This window comes from Chryseobacterium sp. CP-77, from assembly GCF_036362765.1.
GTDB lineage: Bacteria > Bacteroidota > Bacteroidia > Flavobacteriales > Weeksellaceae > Chryseobacterium > Chryseobacterium cupriresistens.
This window is the reverse complement of record NZ_CP143637.1, coordinates 2,343,479-2,363,545: the sequence shown is the minus strand read 5'-3', so window position 1 is coordinate 2,363,545 and position 20,067 is coordinate 2,343,479. Positions and strand designations below refer to the sequence as shown.

General features: G+C 36.4%; 18 protein-coding genes and 1 pseudogene. 13 read left to right on the top strand and 6 right to left on the bottom strand.

Annotated features, from left to right (window positions below; all coding sequences use genetic code 11):
- Positions 1-4 precede the first annotated feature (4 nt).
- The 3 genes from V0410_RS10415 to V0410_RS10405 all read right to left on the bottom strand — a co-directional run bounded on the left by V0410_RS10415 (position 5) and on the right by V0410_RS10405 (position 2,691).
- Positions 5-1,315: an ABC transporter permease gene (locus V0410_RS10415; RefSeq protein WP_202840989.1), complete on the bottom strand. Its 1,311-nt coding sequence runs from the start codon at positions 1,313-1,315 to the stop codon at positions 5-7.
- A gap of 4 nt (positions 1,316-1,319) precedes the next feature.
- A complete protein-coding gene (locus tag V0410_RS10410) occupies positions 1,320-2,231 on the bottom strand; it encodes an ABC transporter ATP-binding protein (RefSeq protein ID WP_330747424.1) in 912 nt (303 codons plus the stop codon).
- A gap of 109 nt (positions 2,232-2,340) precedes the next feature.
- Positions 2,341-2,691 carry a T9SS type A sorting domain-containing protein gene (locus V0410_RS10405; RefSeq protein ID WP_034699180.1) on the bottom strand — a complete coding sequence of 117 codons (351 nt, stop codon included), beginning with the start codon at positions 2,689-2,691 and terminating at the stop codon, positions 2,341-2,343.
- 118 nt (positions 2,692-2,809) lie between these two features.
- Between V0410_RS10405 and hemB the strand changes: the two genes are divergently transcribed.
- Entirely contained in the window at positions 2,810-3,799 is a 990-nt protein-coding gene (hemB, locus tag V0410_RS10400; protein WP_330747423.1) for a porphobilinogen synthase, read from the top strand.
- Positions 3,800-3,878: 79 nt separating this feature from the next.
- On the opposite strand, the gene V0410_RS10395 is transcribed toward hemB, so the two are convergent.
- A complete protein-coding gene (locus tag V0410_RS10395) occupies positions 3,879-4,172 on the bottom strand; it encodes a TM2 domain-containing protein (RefSeq protein ID WP_114820292.1) in 294 nt (97 codons plus the stop codon).
- 152 nt (positions 4,173-4,324) lie between these two features.
- Between V0410_RS10395 and lptB the strand changes: the two are divergent.
- The 3 genes and pseudogenes from lptB to V0410_RS10380 form a co-directional block, all read left to right on the top strand.
- A pseudogene (gene lptB, locus V0410_RS10390) lies at positions 4,325-5,050 on the top strand (LPS export ABC transporter ATP-binding protein); the annotation flags it as partial.
- A 504-nt stretch (positions 5,051-5,554) separates the two neighbouring features.
- Complete coding sequence (locus tag V0410_RS10385; RefSeq protein WP_330747679.1) at positions 5,555-7,282, top strand: ABC transporter ATP-binding protein; 1,728 nt, start codon at positions 5,555-5,557, stop codon at positions 7,280-7,282.
- A gap of 61 nt (positions 7,283-7,343) precedes the next feature.
- Complete coding sequence (locus V0410_RS10380; protein WP_330747422.1) at positions 7,344-8,297, top strand: helix-turn-helix transcriptional regulator; 954 nt, start codon at positions 7,344-7,346, stop codon at positions 8,295-8,297.
- A 158-nt stretch (positions 8,298-8,455) separates the two neighbouring features.
- Here the strand turns inward: V0410_RS10380 and V0410_RS10375 are convergent, their stop codons facing one another.
- Positions 8,456-8,947 carry a DinB family protein gene (locus V0410_RS10375; protein ID WP_330747421.1) on the bottom strand — a complete coding sequence of 164 codons (492 nt, stop codon included), beginning with the start codon at positions 8,945-8,947 and terminating at the stop codon, positions 8,456-8,458.
- Positions 8,948-9,118: 171 nt separating this feature from the next.
- On the opposite strand from V0410_RS10375, the gene V0410_RS10370 reads away from it, so the two are divergent.
- From V0410_RS10370 to V0410_RS10345, 6 genes are all read left to right on the top strand, one after another.
- Positions 9,119-9,703 (top strand): hypothetical protein, encoded by a 585-nt coding sequence (locus tag V0410_RS10370; RefSeq protein WP_330747420.1) that lies wholly within the window; start codon positions 9,119-9,121, stop codon positions 9,701-9,703.
- Positions 9,704-10,051: 348 nt separating this feature from the next.
- Positions 10,052-12,472 carry a TonB-dependent receptor plug domain-containing protein gene (locus V0410_RS10365; protein ID WP_330747419.1) on the top strand — a complete coding sequence of 807 codons (2,421 nt, stop codon included), beginning with the start codon at positions 10,052-10,054 and terminating at the stop codon, positions 12,470-12,472.
- 189 nt (positions 12,473-12,661) lie between these two features.
- The gene (locus V0410_RS10360) at positions 12,662-13,231 is read left to right on the top strand and encodes a cob(I)yrinic acid a,c-diamide adenosyltransferase (protein WP_041461407.1); all 570 of its coding nucleotides are present in this window, start codon (positions 12,662-12,664) and stop codon (positions 13,229-13,231) included.
- Positions 13,221-13,868: a thiamine diphosphokinase gene (locus tag V0410_RS10355; protein ID WP_330747418.1), complete on the top strand. Its 648-nt coding sequence runs from the start codon at positions 13,221-13,223 to the stop codon at positions 13,866-13,868. Before V0410_RS10360 ends, V0410_RS10355 begins: the two co-directional genes overlap by 11 nt.
- Positions 13,869-14,053: 185 nt before the next feature.
- Entirely contained in the window at positions 14,054-14,929 is an 876-nt protein-coding gene (locus V0410_RS10350; protein WP_330747417.1) for a tyrosine-protein phosphatase, read from the top strand.
- A 122-nt stretch (positions 14,930-15,051) separates the two neighbouring features.
- Positions 15,052-16,446: a decarboxylase gene (locus V0410_RS10345; protein WP_002977177.1), complete on the top strand. Its 1,395-nt coding sequence runs from the start codon at positions 15,052-15,054 to the stop codon at positions 16,444-16,446.
- Positions 16,447-16,563: 117 nt separating this feature from the next.
- Here V0410_RS10345 and V0410_RS10340 read toward each other — a convergent pair whose 3' ends face one another.
- Entirely contained in the window at positions 16,564-17,223 is a 660-nt protein-coding gene (locus V0410_RS10340) for an HAD family hydrolase (protein WP_330747416.1), read from the bottom strand.
- A 225-nt stretch (positions 17,224-17,448) separates the two neighbouring features.
- Between V0410_RS10340 and speB the strand changes: the two genes are divergently transcribed.
- The 3 genes from speB (at position 17,449) to V0410_RS10325 (ending at position 20,008) form a co-directional block, all read left to right on the top strand.
- The gene (gene speB / locus V0410_RS10335) at positions 17,449-18,306 is read left to right on the top strand and encodes an agmatinase (protein ID WP_330747415.1); all 858 of its coding nucleotides are present in this window, start codon (positions 17,449-17,451) and stop codon (positions 18,304-18,306) included.
- A 70-nt stretch (positions 18,307-18,376) separates the two neighbouring features.
- Positions 18,377-19,219, top strand: a complete 843-nt coding sequence (locus tag V0410_RS10330; protein WP_110009985.1) for a bifunctional helix-turn-helix domain-containing protein/methylated-DNA--[protein]-cysteine S-methyltransferase — start codon at positions 18,377-18,379, stop codon at positions 19,217-19,219.
- A 180-nt stretch (positions 19,220-19,399) separates the two neighbouring features.
- Entirely contained in the window at positions 19,400-20,008 is a 609-nt protein-coding gene (locus V0410_RS10325; RefSeq protein ID WP_330747414.1) for an alpha-ketoglutarate-dependent dioxygenase AlkB family protein, read from the top strand.
- Positions 20,009-20,067: the final 59 nt, after the last annotated feature.

The following is a 20,067-nucleotide window of genomic DNA, read 5'->3' as shown; positions in this document are numbered from 1 at the left end:
TTGATTACCCTTTAATCCACTTCCAAAGCTCTTTTAACGTAGCTTTATTTCCATACATTAAAATTCCTACACGATAGATTTTGCCGGCAAGGAAGATCATGAAAATAGTGGTTACCAGCAATAAGGTAATAGACAATGCAATCTGCCATGCAGGAACTCCAAACGGAATTCTCGCAATCATAGCAACCGGTGAAGTAAACGGAATGATGGATAACCAGAAGCCTAAAGGACCTTCCGGATTGTTCATCAGTGTAAAGCTTCCATACATACCTAATGTCAGCGGTAAAATAGCAAATAAAGTAAACTGCTGGGTTTCTGTTTCGTTATCTACTGCAGACCCAATGGCTGCATAAATAGAACTATAGAAGATATATCCTAAAAGGAAAAATACGATGAATACAAAAATGATGAGCGGGAAGTTCAACTCCAGTAAACTGTGTGAAATCTGGGTAGCAAGCTGTCCCATATCCAGTTTACTTGCCATCTCCTCATTTCCCCCCGGAATATTCTTCTGAAGAGGAGAGAACCCTGTATTGAGTACCAATGCACCAATAACAGACATGGTAATCCAGATCAGAAACTGGGTCAGTGCAACCATGGTTACTCCCAGAATTTTACCCATCATCAGTTCAAAAGGTTTTACAGAAGAAATGATGATCTCTACAACACGGTTGTTTTTTTCTTCAAGTACACTTCTCATCACCCTTACCCCGTAAATAATGATGAACATAAAAGTAACATACATCAGTACCATACTCAATCCGGATTTCACCCCGAAAACAAGATCCGAATCCTCTTTATTATTATCCGTAACGTTGATGGTTTTTAAGCTGAAGTTTTTATCAAGATCGTTTAATTGAGTTTCCTGAATACCAAGCTGCTTGATCTTTTCTTTTCGGACAACATTACTGATATCAGATACAATTCTCTGTTTTGTGTCAAACCCTATTTTACTGTTGATAATCAGTCTGGTTTCTTTTTCAAGCTCATCAAAATTCTGGTTTTTCAGCTGTGGAAGAATCAGGATGCCATCGAGAGATTCATTCCCTTTTAGATTGTTAATCTTGGACTTTTCATCCGCCGCAGAAACAAAAACATAGCTTAATTTATCATTTGATTGAAGCTGATTGGTAAACAATCCGCTCTTATCAACCACTTCTATGATGCTATGTGATTCATTCGCCTTAAACATTAGCCCGACTACTGCTCCGAAAGCAATAATCAGGACAGGGGCAAGCAGGGTCAATATGATAAAAGATTTTTTCTTAACCTGGGTAAGAAACTCTCTCTTGGTAATTAAAAAAATATTATTCATAAAATTAAGAATGGTTACTTACAGCATTAATAAACACCTCATTCATACTTGGGATTCTTTCGTCGAATGATCTCACTTTACCTACCTGTACAAGATCAAGAAGAACATTATTCTGGCTCTCCTCATTTTTCAGGTCAAAAGAAATAAGATTGTTTTCATTGGATAAATTGAAGATCTCATATTTGTTTCTGAAATTTTCAAACTGATCATTGCTTACTTCAGAAAGCGTAATCCCAAAAATATTTTTCTTGAATTTTTCCCTTACATCAAAAACCCTTCCGTCAATAATCTTCTTTGAATTGTTGATCAACGCAACATAATCACACATTTCCTCCACACTTTCCATTCTGTGGGTAGAAAGAATGATGGTTGTTCCGTTATTTTTAAGATCAATGATCTGATCTTTGATTAAGTTGGCATTCACCGGATCAAAACCTGAAAACGGCTCATCAAGAATTAAAAGATGAGGCCTGTGAAGAACAGTAACTACAAACTGGATTTTTTGAGCCATTCCTTTAGAAAGTTCAGAAAGCTTCTTCTTCCACCATTGATCAATGTTCAGCTTTTCAAACCATTTTTTGGCTTCATTCAAGGCATCACTTTTTTTCATGCCTTTCAGTTCCCCGAAATAGAGAATCTGGTCACCAACCGTCATGTTTTTGTACAGTCCTCTTTCTTCAGGCATATAGCCAATATCTTTAATATGGCCTGGATTAAGCTTTTGGCCATTGATATGGATTTCTCCGGAATCTGCCTGAGTAATTTGGTTAATGATACGGATAAAAGAAGTTTTTCCGGCTCCGTTCGGACCTAAAAGGCCATAAATACTGCCTTTCGGGACATGGATGCTGAAATCATCCAGGGCGACCTTTTTTCCGGCATTATAGGTCTTTTTAATATGTTCAGCTTTTAGCATTAAATCGTTTCTTTTTACTATTAGTATGAAAAAGTCCCGAAAGTTACGGAAATATTAAAACAGAATTAATGTAAAAAGAAAAAATCCTGATGATTATCAGGATTTTAATTTATTGTTTCACGATTTGAGTAACTTTCTGTGTGTTGTCACTTAAAATATATCGGATCATATATTTTCCGGGCTTCAATTTTTCAATATTAATCTCTCCGGAATTCATATTTACCGTATAACTAGCGACCTGCATACCCAAAATTGAATAAAAAGTCACGCTTTTGATTCTTAAAGAAGAATCTTTTGCCTTAATGATAAGGAAATCCTTTGCAGGATTTGGATAGGCAAGCAATACACCATCATCTGCTTTTTGAGTGATGGAACCCGGCTCTCTAAGCTGAGCTTTGAAATTGTTGGAAAATCCAACAAAAGTGCCTACAAATAGAAATAAAAGTAAAAGTTTTTTCATCAAATTTATAATTTCTCGAATATATTAAACAAATGTAATACATTCTGCAATTTCGTACAATAGTTTTTTGCAGAACTTATATTAAATTTGTAGAAACTTATTCAAAAAGTATTCCAAAATGATACATTCAAGAAATAGAAGACTTAGAGTTAATGAATCTATCAGAGGTTTGGTAAGAGAAAATGTGCTTACAACTGATGATTTTGTAATGCCTATCTTCGTAATGGAGGGCGAAAACAAGCAGGAGGCAATCCCGTCTATGCCTGGAATTTTCAGGCGCAGTATAGATTTAACGGTGAAGGAATGTAAGGAATTATTTTCTTTGGGGGTAAAAGCTGTCAATTTGTACATGAAAGTGTCAGAACATCTGAAAGACAATACAGGAAAAGAAGCCTGGAATAAAGACGGATTGATGCAGAATACCATCAAAGCTATTAAAGATGCCGTTCCGGGAATGGTTGTAATGCCGGATGTAGCCTTAGATCCTTATTCAATCTACGGACACGACGGGATCATTGAAAACGGAAAAGTTGTAAATGATGCTACCAATGATGCACTGGCAAGAATGTCAGTATCTCATGCAGAAGCAGGAGCAGATCTTGTAGCACCAAGCGATATGATGGATGGCAGAGTAATGGTTATCCGTGAAGCTTTGGAAGAAAGCGGATTTACAGATGTAGGAATTGTAAGTTATGCTGCCAAATATGCAAGTTCTTTCTATGGCCCTTTCAGAAGTGCTTTAGACAGTGCTCCGAAAGACGATATGGAAATTCCGAAAGATAAAAAAACATATCAGATGGATTTCCACAACTCACGCGAAGCCTTGAATGAAGTATTTAAAGATATAGATGAAGGGGCAGATGTGATTATGATAAAACCGGGACTTCCTTACCTGGATATCGTTTCCAAAGTACGTGAAGCCATTGATCTTCCGATTGCAGTATACAATGTAAGCGGAGAATATGCCATGGTAAAAGCAGCTGCCCAAAACGGCTGGCTGGATAATGACAAAACGATCATTGAAAGCTTGACCTGTTTCAAAAGAGCTGGTGCAGATATGATCTTTACTTATTTTGCAAAAGAAGCAGCTATTCTTTTAAATAAATAATGATTAAACTCATTCCAATAAAAAAGAGACTACTCAATCGGTAGTCTCTTTTTATTTCTAATGAGGTGATGATAATTTTTTACAACCATCCTTTCTTTCCATAGACATACGTGTCATCGAATTGTTTATCGCTCATAAAAAGATAGAGAATTCCCTCAATAAAAGGAATAATTGAAGCCGCACCAAAAGTAACGACATTCAGAACCAGCTGAATAATTCCCTCCTTCGTATATCCAAGATAAAATTTATTTAAAGCCAGCCATCCCACAAGAATTCCCAATATAGCTGCAGGGATTTTCTTTTCCGAACGGTAAGGAACATTGCTTTGCTGGTTGTGCACATTTTCTGTTTTTGTATACCCGTAATTTTCCATTTCTTACTATTTATAATTGATTGATGTTTTACGATAAGTAGACTAAAGTAGTGAAAAGTTACAATCGGCTGTAAATGAATAAGTTTGCGTTTAACGTAAACAAGTTGATATTAACCTATAAGTGAAGTTTATATTTTTGATATATTTGCCCTATGATTTTACGAGGAGAAAACTTAATCAAGGAATACGGTCCTAAAAAAGTTGTAAAAGGCGTTTCTGTACAGGTTCAACAGGGAGAAATTGTTGGTTTGCTGGGTCCGAACGGGGCAGGAAAAACCACATCGTTTTATATGATTGTAGGGTTGGTTAAGCCCACTTCAGGAAAAATTTTCTTAGACAAGCAGGAGATTACTACCGATGCCATGTACCGAAGAGCCCAGAAGGGAATCGGATATCTGGCTCAGGAAGCTTCGGTTTTCAGAAAATTGTCTGTGGAAGAAAACATTATGGGAGTACTGCAGCTGACCAAGCTTTCTAAGCGTGAGCAGCAGATCAAATGTGATGAACTGATTGAGGAGTTTTCTTTGCAGCATGTTCGTAAAAACAGAGGAGATCTTCTTTCCGGAGGGGAAAGACGTAGAACCGAGATTGCACGCTGTCTTGCCACAAGCCCCAATTTTATTCTTCTGGATGAGCCTTTCGCTGGGGTAGACCCGATTGCCGTAGAAGATATTCAGAAAATTGTAAGAAGTCTTGTAGATAAAAATATCGGAATTCTGATTACCGACCACAACGTACAGCAAACCCTGGCGATTACCAATAAAACCTATATTATGTTTGAAGGAAAGATTCTGAAAGAAGGACTTCCGGAAGATCTTGCTAATGACCCGCAGGTAAGAGAAGCTTATCTGGGTGAAAACTTCGTGTATCAGAGTATTCTGGATAAACCTAAAAAGAAGAAATACGCTTACAATATCTGGGCTGGTAATTTTGATTCCAAAGCACAGCTGCAGGCATTTGTCAATGAAAATTTCAGCCAGTTTGATGATCTGAGACGGATGTACGGTTTTGAAGATATCAGTTTTTCTTCACTAGGAAACCCTGAAATTAAGCATATCTTTGATGAAGTTATAGATAAGAATGCCAACAACTCATTTATTTTCCAGAAAAAGGAAATCAATTCCCAATATTCTCTGGAACAGGCAGAAGCAGAGTCTAAAGAAGCCAGCAAAAAAGAACTGCACTACCTTACAACTTATGTATTTGAAGGATAAAATATAAAGCATTTATTTGCTGAACATGATAATAAAACGTACCTTTTTCTTTTGAAAGCGGTACGTTTTTCATTTAAAATGATTTCTATGGCTAAACCTTTTAACAGAACCGTCACCCTATTCGGAATTTATAAACAGCTTGTTCCATTTATCAGACCTTATCGTCCCATGATTTACGGAACATTGTTTCTTACTTTTCTGGGAGCTCTGGCAGCACAGGTCAACCCGATTGTTCTGAAATACACGGTGGATGAAGTTACCAAACTTACCCATCTTCCACATCCGATGTCGGAGGGAATTCATATTCTCATTATCATTTCCATTATTTTACTGGGGAAAGAATTGTTGAACATCTTTATCAACTTCGGACAGAAATTTTATGGCGAAAAAATAAGGATCAATGTGAGCTCCGTACTGGCGCAATCAGCCATTGATAAGATTTTGACCTACAGAGTAGCTTATTTTAATGATGAAAACCATGAGTCCGGAAAATTACAGATCAGAATAGACCGTGGAATAGAAAGTCTGACAAGGCTGGTTCAGAACTTTTTTATTGATATCCTTCCTCTTTTTTCCAATGCCATTATTGCCCTCATCATTATGTATATGCAGAATGTGTATGTTGGATTGGTTTCTACGATTATTGTTCCGATTTATTTCTATATCAGTTCCCTGCAGGCCAAAAAACTAGGCGGAGTGAGACGTCAGCTTCGGAATCAAAGAGAAAGAAAAACATCAGGACTTTTGAACCTGATTAATTCCATTATGGTTATTAAAAGTTTTGTCCGCGAAAAATTTGAAGGCAAAAAGCAATACGACCTTCAGATGGAGCTGATGGAAAGCCAGATGATTACAAGAAGAACCAATTTTATTTATGATGGTTTAAAGACTTTCATTGAACAGTTTGGGGTTGTTTTGATCATTCTTTTAACCGTTTATCTGGTGCTAGATCAGCAAATGACCATCGGGGCAATCATGCTTCATATTATGCTTTTCAACAATGTTTCAGCGCCGATCCGGCAGCTTCACAGGATTTATGATGATATGAATGATGCCATGATCTATGCTGAAGGGTATTTTGATATTTTAAATGCTGATAATGAAACCGAAGCCAACGGAAGTTTTGTAGAAAAAGAAATCAAAGGAACTTTTGAATTGAAAAATGTTGATTTTACTTACCCTAACGGTACAAAAGCTTTGCATGATGTTTCCATGAAAATTGAAAACGGAAAAACGACTGCTTTGGTAGGATTGAGCGGAGCTGGAAAATCAACAGTCATCAATCTTTTATGCAAATTTTACCTTCCTGATTCCGGGGAAATTCTTTTGGATGGAGTCAACCTTAATGAATATGAAAATACTTTCCTAAGAAGCGATCTTGGGTTGGTACTTCAGAAAAATCATATCTTTCAGGGAAGCATAGAAGATAATATCCGTTACGGAGATATGAATGCCGGTTTTGAAAAAATTCAGGAGGCTGCAAAAAAAGCTTATCTGCACGATCAGATCCTGGATCTTCCTGAAAAATATCAGCATGATGCTACTCAGCTTTCAGGAGGACAGCAGCAGAGAATTGCCATTGCCAGACTGTTCCTTAAAAATCCACCGATTATTTTTCTGGATGAACCAACAGCCAGCCTTGATGCCATTGCTACAGAACAGATCAAAAATTCTCTGGATGCTATTAAAGAAGGAAGAACAGTGATCATCATTTCTCATTCTCTTTCACAGATTCTGGATTCAGATACGATTTATGTGATGAAAAAAGGCAGGGTTGTTGAAAATGGAACTCATGATGAGCTTTATAATAAAGAAGGAACATACCGTGAGATTTTTGACGCCTCAGCCCGCAGTCTTAATCTTGATAAACTGGTGAATACTTTTAAAGAAAATTAAAGTCAAAAAGCCACCTCATTTATAAGTATACCTCAAAAAAGAACTTTAGCTTTGCTTCATCATGAACGATCACTATTTAAAAAAGCTCGATAGGGTAACGGCCATCCTTACCCAATTACAGTCGAAACCTGTTGTACGCGCTCAGGATCTGGCTGAAAAATTCGATGTAAGCATCAGAACCATTTACCGTGATGTAAAAACCCTGGAAAATGCGGGTATTCCTATTGTTGGAGAAGCAGGAAACGGCTATTCTTTAATGGAAGGCTATAAGCTTCCTCCCATTATGTTTACCAAAGAAGAAGTGTTAAGTTTCATTACTGCTGAAAAGCTGATGCAGAAATTTTCCCACCAAAGCTTGGGAAATCATTATCAGGCTGCTATGGAAAAAGTGCGTTCGGTACTGAAATATTCTGATAAAAATCTGATTAAAAATATCGAGAAGCAAATAGATGTTTTCAGCTTTCATACAGATTCCGGAGATTCTCTTAAAAACGTAATTCCTATCATTCTTGAAAGCATTGCAGAGAAAACCCAGCTCAATATCAGGTATAAAACCGTAGATGAAAGAGTGAGTAACAGAACGATTGAAACAGTCGGGATGTTTTTCGAATTTAATTTCTGGTATATTATGGCCTACTGTACTTTGAGAAAAGATTTCAGGCAGTTTCGTATCGACAGAATTCTGGAAATCTCAAAAACACAGAATCCGTTTTTACAGGAATACGGACAGGTGAATGATTACCGTAAAAAATCAAACGGAAATAAGGTTATAGCCAAACTGCTGGTTGATAAAAAGATAATGAATCACCTGGTAAATTCTAAAAAATATTACGGACTGATAGAAGAAGTGGAAACCGAGCAGGGGATGGAACTCACGTTTGAAACAGAGTGGATCAGTGACGGATTTCCCCGCTGGCTTATTACATTTGCAGATTATGCTACAGTTCTGGAACCGGAAAGTCTTCGCATCCGTTTGAATGAACTGCTTGTAAAAATGGTTGAAAGACATCAATAATAAAACCCCAACAAGACTGTTGAGGTTTAAAGACTTAATTGAGGCAATAAATGAAATGGTTTAAGGGAAAGGCAGAATTGCAAATAAGAAAATTTGTTGTGTCGCAAAAAAAGATATAAGTTTTGTTTATCCTTTCTGCAATCTTACCTTCCATTGTATTAAAATCTCTCCCAGAAGAAAGGTGGTTCAATTCCTAAAGCTCTTAAATAAACATATCCCTGCCCACGGTGGTGGATTTCGTTATCAATAAAATAAAGGATATTCTCATACACCGGGAATTCATATTGTCCGAACAGGTTGAATACTTCCTGGAAACGCTCTTCAGAAATCTGATTGAAATAGTGGTTGATCACTTCTGTTTCTTCATCCCACTTTTTTAATAACTCTTCTTTAGTTGAAGGATTAAAGCCTTCTTCGTTATAACCTTCCATATTTCCTTCAATGATTCCTTTCAAAGCAGGACCTGCAATGCTGATCATCTCTATGGCAAGTTTGGCAAAAGGTCTCATTCCTCCAACAGAAAATTCAAATAATTCTTTTTCAGGAAAAGCTTCAATCACTCTTCTTGTAAGATTTCTGTGTCCTTGCCAGTCTTTTAATAACTGATCTGTAGTCATGAATTGTTTAGTGGCTGTTGCTGTAGTTGTCATAATGTTTTGTTTTTTTGTTTGTTGTTGATACAAAGGTAAGATAGGGTTATGACAACAGTTTGTCAGCAGGATTTTTCATATTGAAAAAATATTTTTTTCTTTGCTAAAATATCCTGGCCTGTTTTTACGTTAGAAAAAGAGATATTAATAAAAATCGCTATTATTAGAATTATGAAGAAGTATATTTTGCCTGTTATTACTGGTTTTTTATTAGTATCATGCAATAAGATTGAGGAAAAAATTGACCAGACTGTTCAGAAAACAACCGAAGCAGTACAACAAAAAACACAGCAGGCTGTAGAAGAAACAGTAAAGAAAACAGTCAATGAATCTATAAATTCTTTAACCAACGCCGAAGACGTAAAGTTTAATACCGTTTTCCCTGGTACAGGGGCTTCCATTGTTTCTGAAGAAAAAGGAAAGAAAATTAAAATTCCGGGAAGACCAGAAGGATATATCTTTAAATATAAAGCCGACATTGCAGTGTTGCTGCCATTTTTGGAAAGTCAGCCAACATCTGATGAAAATAAATCTGATAAAACTGCCAGAAAGATTGATGGCCAGAACATTATTGACAAAATAAGCTTTTTATCAAAATTTCTTCCTGATAATACATTTGACAGCAGTATTCTCGAAGATATTAAATCCGATAAAAATATTCAGTACTATAAGCTGAAAAGATTTCCAAACAGTAGTACCATTATCTACAACCCAAAAAATCAGACCATCATACAATACGTAGAGGTAAATAAATAATTTGGATATGGCCGGTTTCTCCCGGCCATTTTTTTTATTTCCATTCATTTTCCGGTCATTGCGAGCCAAAGCGAACCCATCTTAACTCATTGAAAATTACCTTTCAGAACGAATAAAATCATGTTTATTTGTGATGTTAACTAATTAATTTTTTTATACAAATATGATGTTGTTGATTTATATTTTTTCATGTTATTAATAATTCACTTTACGTTTCGAGTATTAATTATTGTTTTTTATTAAATGGCATAGTTTTCGCAAATATGAAATAGAATTGTTATTATATTTTTTATTTTCATGTTTAATGTTAATTTTTTTACTAGTTTTATTGAATAATTAACAATCAACATGAAGGAAAATTTATTGAATAGAAAAATCTATGTCTTAGTATTAAGCGGAGCTGGTGTTATGGGATATGCTCAGGACAGCATAAAACAAAATAAAATAGACGAAGTGGTGGTGACCACGGGGAGAACTAAGCCCAGAACCATCATTACCTCAGCAATTCCTATAGACAATATTTCAGCAGCGCAGCTAAAATCTACAGGTCAGGTTACTTTTGACAAAGCTTTAACCTATGCTGTTCCCTCTTTTAATTCATCACAACAAACTGTTTCTGATGCCACGGCCCATTTTGATCCGGCAGACTTAAGAGGTTTGGGACCTTCCAGAACATTAGTTTTAGTTAATAATAAAAGAAAAAATCAAAGTGCTCTCATTTACGTAAATGATACACCGGGAAAAGGTGAAGTAGGTACAGACTTGAAAAGTATTCCTTCAGCAGCCTTACAAAACGTAGAGGTCCTGAGGGATGGAGCATCTGCACAATACGGATCTGATGCTATTGCAGGAGTGATCAATATTATCCTTAAGAATGGTGTCGGGAAAAGTACGGTGAATCTATTTTCCGGAATTACTTCAAAAGGAGACGGTTTTAATATCGGGGCAGATTTTAATACAGGAATCAGGGTTGCAAAAACAGGAAGCCTGAATCTTACCTTAGGATTTTCTTCCCAAAATAAAACGAACCGCGCAGGTTCTGTTACAAAAGATGAACTTTTTGGGGTGGATAATGCCTGGACTCAGGCCAATCCCGGTTTAGGAATGATCATCGGGCAGCCGGAGACCAAAGTGGGCAATATGTTTGTAAATTTTGAATTGCCAACAGGTGAGACTGGTAAATTTTATGCTTTTGGGGGTACAACTTACAGAAATGGGACCAGTTTTGCTTTGTACAGAACACCTTATTGGGTACCGTCAGATTTTGGTTTATTAACTCCAAAAGGACAGGCTTACAATGGATTTCAGCCGGAATTTAAAACAGATGTTTATGATTATAATTTAACCTCCGGATGGAAAGGAATGTTTGGAAAATGGAGTTTTGACGGGAGTGCCACCTTTGGCTCTAATGCAGTAGATTATGCTGTAGCAAATACCATTAATACTTCTTTAGGAGCAAATTCACCAACTTATTTTAAAGCAGGTGGTCATCAGTTCAGTAATATTATAGGAAACATAGATGTCAACAGAGATTTTGGTGCACTTGTTTTAGGAGCCGGAGTTGAGGTGCGCAATGAAAACTATAAGGCAAGGGCAGGAGAAGAAGCTTCTTATATGGGAAGTGGTGCGGAATCCTTTCCGGGACTGCAGCCTCAAAATGAAGTCAATAAAAACCGTCAGAATATCGGAGCATATTTCAATGCGGAATGGGATGTTACAAAAAACTTATTAGTTGGAGGAACGGTGAGATATGAAAACTTCAGTGATTTCGGAAATAATGTTTCCTGGAAAGGAAATGCAAGATATAAATTGCTGGATGATAAATTGGTTTTCCGTGGATCTGTTTCTACAGGATTCCGTGCCCCTTCATTACACCAGATATACTATTCCAATGTTCAGACTAAAATTACAGGAAATACAGTAGCCAATCAGGGTACCTTTAATAATGACTCTCCAATTGTAAGATCTGATCTTGGGGTTCCAAAATTAAATGCTGAAAAAGCCTTTAACATTACCGGGGGATTGGCTGTAAAACCTTTTAAAAATCTTACTATTACAGCAGATTATTACAGAATAAAAATTGAAGACCGTGTACTTTTTTCAGGAGATATTGGATACAAAACAGGTGCTCCGGGAAGTCCGGATCTGTCAAACCCTGTGGAAGTCATATTAAACAATAATAAAATAACTTCCCTGAAGTTTTTCACCAATGCTGTCAATACAGTTACTCAGGGAGTAGATTTCGTTGCGAATTATTATACTTCTGCTATTGGAAAAGGAAGATTAGGCGTTATTGCTGCCTTCAATTATAACGAAACTAAAATAGTAGATAATATTGCTGTTCCGTCTATTTTGGCGCAAAATGGCTATTCAGAAAACTTTTTTGACAGAAAGGAACAATCCAGAATTACTTCTGCAAGGCCAAAAACAAAAACGATCCTTAGTCTGTCGTATGACATTACAAAGTTTAATTTTAACCTTAATAATACTTACTTTGGTTCTGTTACATGGCAGCACGCCACTGATCCTGCCAAAGATCAGACATTTTCCGGTAAGGTGGTTACAGACATCGTTTTAACCTATAAAATTACGAATGACCTTAAAGTTTCCGGAGTTGTAAATAACTTATTTAATATTTACCCGGACGTCATAGACAGCAAAGGAGATGTAGTGACAGATCTTGGAGGAAGATTCAAATATCCGTGGGAGGTCAACCAGTTTGGATTTAACGGAACCACTTTTCAGCTTAATGTTAATTACACTTTTTAACTCATCAATAAGGAATTGAAATTTGCTGGTCATGCTTAACAATGAGAAAGCAATTTCAAAAGATATACAACCAACCTATATGAAAATTGCCTGGCATGAATTAATGTCAGGCAATTTTTTTCAGATAGAATAGGAAGTTATTACTGCATTTTACTTTTTACATTGTATAAAAAAAGGTATTTTAGTACTATGAAAATTTATACAAAGACAGGAGATAAAGGTCAGACTGCATTGTACGGCGGAACAAGAGTTTCCAAAGCCAGTGCAAGAGTAGACAGTTATGGAAATATAGACGAGCTGAATTCATTCATCGGAATTGCAAAAAGTCATATCGAAGATGAAGAAGTACTGAGACAGCTGAAGAAAATACAGTTTGATTTATTCACTGTAGGTTCAGAAGCGGCAACACCTGTGGATAAGCTGATGCTTGCCAATGGGAAATCCCGTCTTCCGATCATTATTTCAGAAACAGAAATTGAAGAACTGGAACAATGGATGGATGCTTTTGACGAAAAGCTGGAACCGCTTCAGTATTTTATTCTGCCTGGAGGAGGTAAACCGGCAACCTTTTTACACGCAGCCCGAACAATATGCAGAAGAGCAGAGCGTTCATTGGTATTCCTGAATGAATCTGAGGAAGTACGTCCCGAACTGATTAAATATTTAAACAGGCTTTCAGATTATCTTTTTGTATTGGCCAGATATATTTCAAAACTGAACAACGAACCGGAAGAATACTGGAACCCGAATGAAAGATAAAACATTACTTTTCATCAACGGAGACGCTCCAAAATCATTACCCAATCCCGAAAATTATGAATTGATTGCCTGCACAGACGGTGCCTTTCATTATTTAAAAAGAATGGGATTTCCTTTGGATAAGCTGGATTTTATATCCGGAGATTTTGATTCGCACTCCGGATCAGATGAAGATATGTATGAGGAAAAATTCATCCTTACATTAGATCAGGAAAAAACAGATTTTCATAAAGCGCTGGAAATTATTCAGGATAAAGGTTTTTCAGAGGTCGATGTTTTTGGAGGAAGCGGTGGTGAACAGGATCATTTTCTTGGGAATCTTACCGTTGCTTTTGCATTCAAAGACCTGATGAATATTAAATTTTATGATGAGTTTTCAGAATATTATTTCATTCCCAATCATTTTACATTGAAAGGAGCGAAAAACAGGATGATTTCTCTTTATCCGTTTCCATCAGTGAATAATATCACGATAAAAGGGCTCAATTGGCCTTTGACTAATGAAAGCCTTAGTATTACTTCAAGAATAGGAACCCGGAATTTTGCCGTTGAAGATGAGGTTTCTATAGAGTATGAATCAGGAGATGTGTTGTTTTTTGCAGGAAATAAGGAGATAGAATATCCTACAATCTACTAAAAGGATCTCATTATATGTCAATAGAAACGGGCCTTACCCATTTTAAAAAAAGACTGTCATTACACACAAATTACACCAATGTTTTTCACAAGTGGCACTAATTTTTATATCAATAGAAACGGGCTTCAGCCCGTTTAATAAAATACAGGAATCCATTGGCTTCAGCCAAAACTTATTAAAAACCATTGAATAAACTAATCAAAATATCAGTTTTCACCATTTCATTATGCTGTATTTTCTCATGTAAAACACAGCATTTTGAAACACCTGAATATGGTAAAAATGAAACTGAGAAAGTGATTCCGATCAGGAAAGTAACCAATTTCCGTACGTTAGGAAATATCAAAAATACAGATGGAAGAACTTTAAAAGAAGGGAAATTTTACCGGAGTGCCCATCTTCATAAGCTTAAAAAGAAATCTTTCGACGATTTTGAAAAACTGGGAATCAAAGAAATTATTGATCTCAGAAACTCCAGGGAAATTGCTCAAAAGCCCGATCAGCTGCCTTCGGAAAATGTTTACAAAAACTTCTCAGCTTTTGAAGATGAAGGAGATCAGCTGGCTCAGGCCAAAAAACTTGTTCTTAAAGGTAAAGTAAACGCTTCCGATGCTGATAAAAGAATGATCGATTTCTACCGTGAGTATGTTACCGAAAATCCGGAAATGATAAAAAGGATCATTACGGAAATACTGGAATCCGAAGATCCTATCCTTTACCATTGTACTGCAGGAAAAGACAGAACCGGAATTACCACCGCATTAATTCTTACTATTCTGAAGTTTGATAAAGAGACTGTTTATAATGAATATCTTTTATCCAATAACTACAGAAAAAATCTTGTTCAAAAAAGATTACGCCTTGCCCATACTTTACATTTCCTCTATCCGAAGATGGATTTGCAGGTGCTGGAAAAATTGAGTTGGGTAGAAAAAAGATATCTTGATGCGGCATTTGAGGAGATCAATAAAAAGTATGGTTCTACTGATGTCTATATTCAGCAGGTATTAGGGATTTCAGATGCCAAAAGAAAAGAATACATTCAGAAGTTTACGTATTGATTATCAGTGATAAATTTTTCTGAGATTCAATATCGGGTGTTAATTTAAAATTATAATAATTTTAACACCTAAAAATGAAACTTTTTTAGCAATTTTGCATTTCTTAATTCACTTGTTTAGAAATGAAAATAAAGTACTCGGAACTTATTGATCAGACATTATATTTTCCTACGGAGGAATTTAATGTTTCTGAGAACAATTTGTTGTTTCACGATATTCCGTTAATGGATGTTGTTGAACAATTTGGCACCCCGCTAAAGATTAGCTACCTGCCGAGAATTTCTCAAAATATTCAGAAAGCGAAAGGCTGGTTTAAAGAAGCTTTTGAGAAAACCGAATATAAAAAGAATTATACCTACTGCTACTGTACAAAATCCAGTCATTTTAATTTTGTATTGGAAGAAGCTCTGAAGAATGATATTTCAATAGAAACATCTTCAGCTTATGATATGGATATCGTAAAATCTCTTTATGAGAAAGGTAAGGTAGATAAAAATATCGAAGTGATCTGTAATGGTTTTAAAACCGATGATTATCTGGCAAAGATTTCAGATATGATCAATAGCGGATTTGAAAATATTACCCCGATTCTTGATAATTACAGAGAGCTGGATAAGCTTACTGAAAGTATTGATTCCACTTTTGATATCGGAATCAGAATTGCATCAGAGGAAGAACCGAAGTTCGAATTTTATACCTCAAGATTAGGAATCGGATATAAAGATATTATTCCTTATTACAGCCAGAAGATCGCGGAACATCCGAACGCAAGATTGAAAATGCTTCATTTCTTTATCAATACAGGGATTAAGGATACAGCATATTACTGGAATGAATTGTATAAATGTCTTCGTGTATATGCACGTCTGAAAAAAATCGCTCCGGAAGTGGATTCACTGAACATCGGAGGTGGATTCCCAATCAAAACTTCTTTGAATTTTGATTATGATTATCAGTACATGGTGGAAGAAATCGTTTCTCAGATCAAAAAATTCTGTGAAGAGGAAGGAGTAGAAGAACCTAATATCTATACCGAGTTCGGAAGCTTTACCGTAGGGGAAAGTGGAGCCAACCTTTATAAAATCATTTCTCAGAAACGTCAGAACGACAGAGAAAAATGGAATATGATTGATTCTTCTTTCATGACCACTCTTCCTGATACATGGGCCATTTCAAGACACTTTATCATGCTTCCGCTTAACCGTTGGGAAGATACGTATGAAAGAGTATTCTTAGGAGGACTGACTTGTGATTCGGATGACTATTATAACTCTGAACAGCATACCAATGCCATTTATTTACCTGTTTTCAGTGATACAAAACCTTTGTATATCGGATTCTTCCATACCGGAGCTTACCAGGAAACAATCGGAGGATATGGCGGAGTACACCACTGTCTGATGCCTCAGCCGAGACACGTCCTGATTCAGAAAGATGAAAACGGTGAATTGCAATATGAGATTTTCCGTGAGAAACAGGAACCGGAAGATGTATTGAAACTTCTTGGCTATAAATAATTTGATGATCAATAGAAATGGGCTTTAGCCCGTTTACACTCAATAGAAAAATCAATTGGCTTTAGCCAAAACTTATAGAAAACAAAAGCTCTCAGTTTTTCTGAGAGCTTTTTTATTTTAAAAATATTTTGAAATTTTATCCAGTTCCAGATCTTCATAATCAGAAACTACAGTATCTGCCAACGTGTAATCCTGATTTTTAGAATGAGGACTTCTGTATGCGGCACAGAAAATTTTTGCTCTGTGGGCTGCCAGAATTCCGTTGGTAGAATCCTCAATCACCATACAGTTTTCAACAGATTCTCCAGCCATTTCTGCGGCCAGTAAAAAAACTTCAGGATGAGGTTTTGATTCTTTTAAATCGGCACCGCTGATCTTTCCGCTGAAATATTGTTCCAGTCCGAATTTTTCAAAAACCATATTGATGGTTACCATTGTTGCAGAAGAAGCCAGAATCATCTTAACTCCATTTTCGTGATAATGCTCGATCAGTTTTCTTACTCCCGGAATTAAATCAAACTCATCATCATTGTAAAAATAATCCTTGAAATGAGATCTTTTGATTCCAGCAATGGCTTCATAAGTCTGATCTAAATTAAATTCATTAATCAATGTTTCAGAGACTCTTTTGGTGGAAGCACCAGTAAAAGAAGTGTACAGCTCCTCGGAAACTACGATTTCCAGTTCGTCAAAAGTTTTGAAATAAGCTTTTCTATGTAAGGGTTCCGTATCTACAACAACTCCATCCATATCGAAAAGTACAGCTTTTAAAGGCATATAATGAGTTTTATACAAAAATAGTTATTTGAGTTGAGAGTGGAAAGGGATGAGGGAACAGATGATAGATGATAGATAATAGATAATAGATGATAGATGATAGGTTTTAGGTAGCAGACTTGTAACTCATAAACTCGCCGACACTCTTACTCTCCAACTCATAAACTCTTCGTATCTTTGTGGTCAATATTTCAATTTTAAAACATTAAAATTTTTAAATAAAGCATGAGAACATACGCAGGAATTCCCGAGGAAAACGCAACGTTAGAGAATTCGAAAGTAATGTTGGTAACTGTTCCTTATGATGGAACTTCAACATGGGGGAAAGGAGCTGATAAAGGTCCGGAATTATTCTTAAACGCTTCTGAAAACATGGAGCTTTATGATATTGAAACGCAGACAGAACCATACCTTCAGGGAGTTTACTTAGCAGGAGAAGTTTCTGAAAACTCTACTCCGGAAGCAATGACGGAAGCCGTTTATCAAAAGACAAAAGAGCTTTTGAACAATGACGGTAAATTATTTACTCTTTTCGGTGGAGAGCACTCTGTTTCCATCGGTTCTATCCGTGCAGTAGGAGAAAAATTTGAAAATTTAACGGTACTTCAATTAGACGCTCATACAGACTTACGTCCAGAGTTTCACGGTTCTACTTCCAACCACGCTTGTGCTGTTTTTGAAGCTAATCAAAAGCATAATCTGGTACAGGTGGGAATCCGTTCTATGGATATTGAAGAAGCGCAGTATTTACCTGAAGGAAGAGTATTCTTTGCTCACGAAATTGCCAACAACGAAAACTGGATCAACGATGTATTGGAAAAAGTATCGGGAAATGTGTATATCACGATTGATTTAGATGCTTTTGATCCTTCTATTGCCCCATCTACAGGAACTCCTGAGCCGGGTGGATTACAATGGTATCCAACGTTGGAATTATTAAGAAAAGTATTTGAAAAATGTAACGTTGTAGCATTTGACATTGTAGAATTAATGGATTCACCAATGGCTAAGCCAACAGCTTTCCTTTCTGCTAAGTTATATTACAAAATGCTTGCTTACTACGATATTTATAACAACAACTAATATTCCGCAAGAATCGGATTTTTTCTGCCGTATATTCTTTGGAAATTTGTGAGGTAAAAACAATAATATGATGTCCACACAAAGTCAGATAGATTATAACAGAATTGCCAAAGCGATAGAATATATCCGGAGCAATTTCAGGCTTCAGCCAAGTTTGGAGGAAGTGGCAGAGAATATTCACCTGAGCCCGGCTCATTTTCAGAAGATCTTTACAGATTGGGCGGGAACAAGTCCGAAAAAATTTTTACAGTTCATCAGTCTTGAACATGCTAAAAATTTATTGAAGGAAGAAAAAGCAAGTTTGTTTGATACCGCTTATGAGACAGGACTTTCCAGTACCAGCAGGCTTCATGACCTGTTTGTAAAGATTGAAGGAATGTCTCCGGCAGAATATAAAAACGGAGGAAAAAGCCTCAGTATTCATTACAGTTTTTCCGGAAGTCCTTTCGGAAATATCTTAGTAGCTTCTACAGAAAAAGGAATCTGCTATATGGCTTTTGAAGACGATAAAGAAAAAGCATTCGGGGAACTGAAGCAAAAGTTCCCTAATGCTTCTTTTATTGAAAAACAGGATGCTCTTCAAAAGAATGCACTGTCCATATTCGATAAAGACTGGACAAAACTCAATACGATAAAATTACACTTAAAAGGAACCGATTTTCAGTTGAAAGTATGGGAAAGTCTGCTGACCATTCCAATGGGAAAACTGTCTACTTATGGCACTTTAGCCGAAAAAATAGGAAATCCTAAGGCATCCAGAGCAGTAGGAACAGCCATTGGAAGTAATCCGGTTGCATTTCTTATCCCATGCCACCGCGTGATTCAGTCTACAGGACATCTCGGTGGCTACCGATGGGGAAGTGATAGGAAACAGTTGATTGTGGGTTGGGAGGGCTCACATATTTATTCGTAATCTATTTTACCACAAAAGGATTCTGCAATTATTAAGTTTTGGCTAAAGCCAATGGATTAGATTATTTTTGTTAAATGGGCTAAAGCCCATTCCTATTGATATAAAAATTCGTGTCATTTGTGAAAAACATTGATGTTATTTGTGTTTAAATATAAAAGCATTTAATTAAAAAAAACTGTGATGAGTCTCTTCGAAGAAATATCAGATTATCCCCTAAATATACTTCCTCACGACGGAACCGTTCATTATTATGGCAAGGTTTTCACCAAAGAACAATCAGATTTTTACTATGAATATCTGCTTAACCAGATTCCGTGGGAGAATGATGAGGCGGTAATCTTTGGAAAACTGATTTTAACCAAAAGAAAAGTGGCCTGGTTTGGAGAAAAAGCATTTGAATACACTTATTCAAAAAGAACAAAATATGCAAAATTCTGGACTCCCGAATTACTGGAGCTGAAGAAAAAATGTGAAGAAGTGTCGGGAGAAACCTACAATTCCTGTCTGCTTAATTTGTACCATGACGGAAGTGAAGGAATGGCCTACCACAGCGATGGCGAAACAGATCTGAAAAAACATGGAGCCATTGCTTCTCTGACCTTCGGAGCCGAAAGAAAATTTTTATTTAAACATAAAGTAACCAAAGAAAAAGTTGAGATATTTCTGGAAAACGGAAGTCTTTTGATTATGAAAGGAACCACTCAGGACAACTGGCTTCACAGGCTTCCACCCACTACAAAAGTGAAAACTCCAAGGGTCAACCTGACTTTCAGAACTATTGATGAATAAGCTTATGATCTCCATCAATAGAAGTGGGCTTTAGCCCACTTATCAAATAGATCAACATT

What these genes read in the sequence shown, in the direction of transcription:
- V0410_RS10415 (WP_202840989.1), bottom strand. Translation starts at nt 1,315, where the DNA reads ATGAATAATATTTTTTTAATTACCAAGAGAGAGTTTCTTACCCAGGTT.
- V0410_RS10410 (WP_330747424.1), bottom strand. Translation starts at nt 2,231, where the DNA reads ATGCTAAAAGCTGAACATATTAAAAAGACCTATAATGCCGGAAAAAAG.
- V0410_RS10405 (WP_034699180.1), bottom strand. Translation starts at nt 2,691, where the DNA reads ATGAAAAAACTTTTACTTTTATTTCTATTTGTAGGCACTTTTGTTGGA.
- hemB (WP_330747423.1), top strand. Translation starts at nt 2,810, where the DNA reads ATGATACATTCAAGAAATAGAAGACTTAGAGTTAATGAATCTATCAGA.
- V0410_RS10395 (WP_114820292.1), bottom strand. Translation starts at nt 4,172, where the DNA reads ATGGAAAATTACGGGTATACAAAAACAGAAAATGTGCACAACCAGCAA.
- V0410_RS10385 (WP_330747679.1), top strand. Translation starts at nt 5,555, where the DNA reads ATGATTTACGGAACATTGTTTCTTACTTTTCTGGGAGCTCTGGCAGCA.
- V0410_RS10380 (WP_330747422.1), top strand. Translation starts at nt 7,344, where the DNA reads ATGAACGATCACTATTTAAAAAAGCTCGATAGGGTAACGGCCATCCTT.
- V0410_RS10375 (WP_330747421.1), bottom strand. Translation starts at nt 8,947, where the DNA reads ATGACAACTACAGCAACAGCCACTAAACAATTCATGACTACAGATCAG.
- V0410_RS10370 (WP_330747420.1), top strand. Translation starts at nt 9,119, where the DNA reads ATGAAGAAGTATATTTTGCCTGTTATTACTGGTTTTTTATTAGTATCA.
- V0410_RS10365 (WP_330747419.1), top strand. Translation starts at nt 10,052, where the DNA reads ATGAAGGAAAATTTATTGAATAGAAAAATCTATGTCTTAGTATTAAGC.
- V0410_RS10360 (WP_041461407.1), top strand. Translation starts at nt 12,662, where the DNA reads ATGAAAATTTATACAAAGACAGGAGATAAAGGTCAGACTGCATTGTAC.
- V0410_RS10355 (WP_330747418.1), top strand. Translation starts at nt 13,221, where the DNA reads ATGAAAGATAAAACATTACTTTTCATCAACGGAGACGCTCCAAAATCA.
- V0410_RS10345 (WP_002977177.1), top strand. Translation starts at nt 15,052, where the DNA reads ATGAAAATAAAGTACTCGGAACTTATTGATCAGACATTATATTTTCCT.
- V0410_RS10340 (WP_330747416.1), bottom strand. Translation starts at nt 17,223, where the DNA reads ATGCCTTTAAAAGCTGTACTTTTCGATATGGATGGAGTTGTTGTAGAT.
- speB (WP_330747415.1), top strand. Translation starts at nt 17,449, where the DNA reads ATGAGAACATACGCAGGAATTCCCGAGGAAAACGCAACGTTAGAGAAT.
- V0410_RS10330 (WP_110009985.1), top strand. Translation starts at nt 18,377, where the DNA reads ATGTCCACACAAAGTCAGATAGATTATAACAGAATTGCCAAAGCGATA.
- V0410_RS10325 (WP_330747414.1), top strand. Translation starts at nt 19,400, where the DNA reads ATGAGTCTCTTCGAAGAAATATCAGATTATCCCCTAAATATACTTCCT.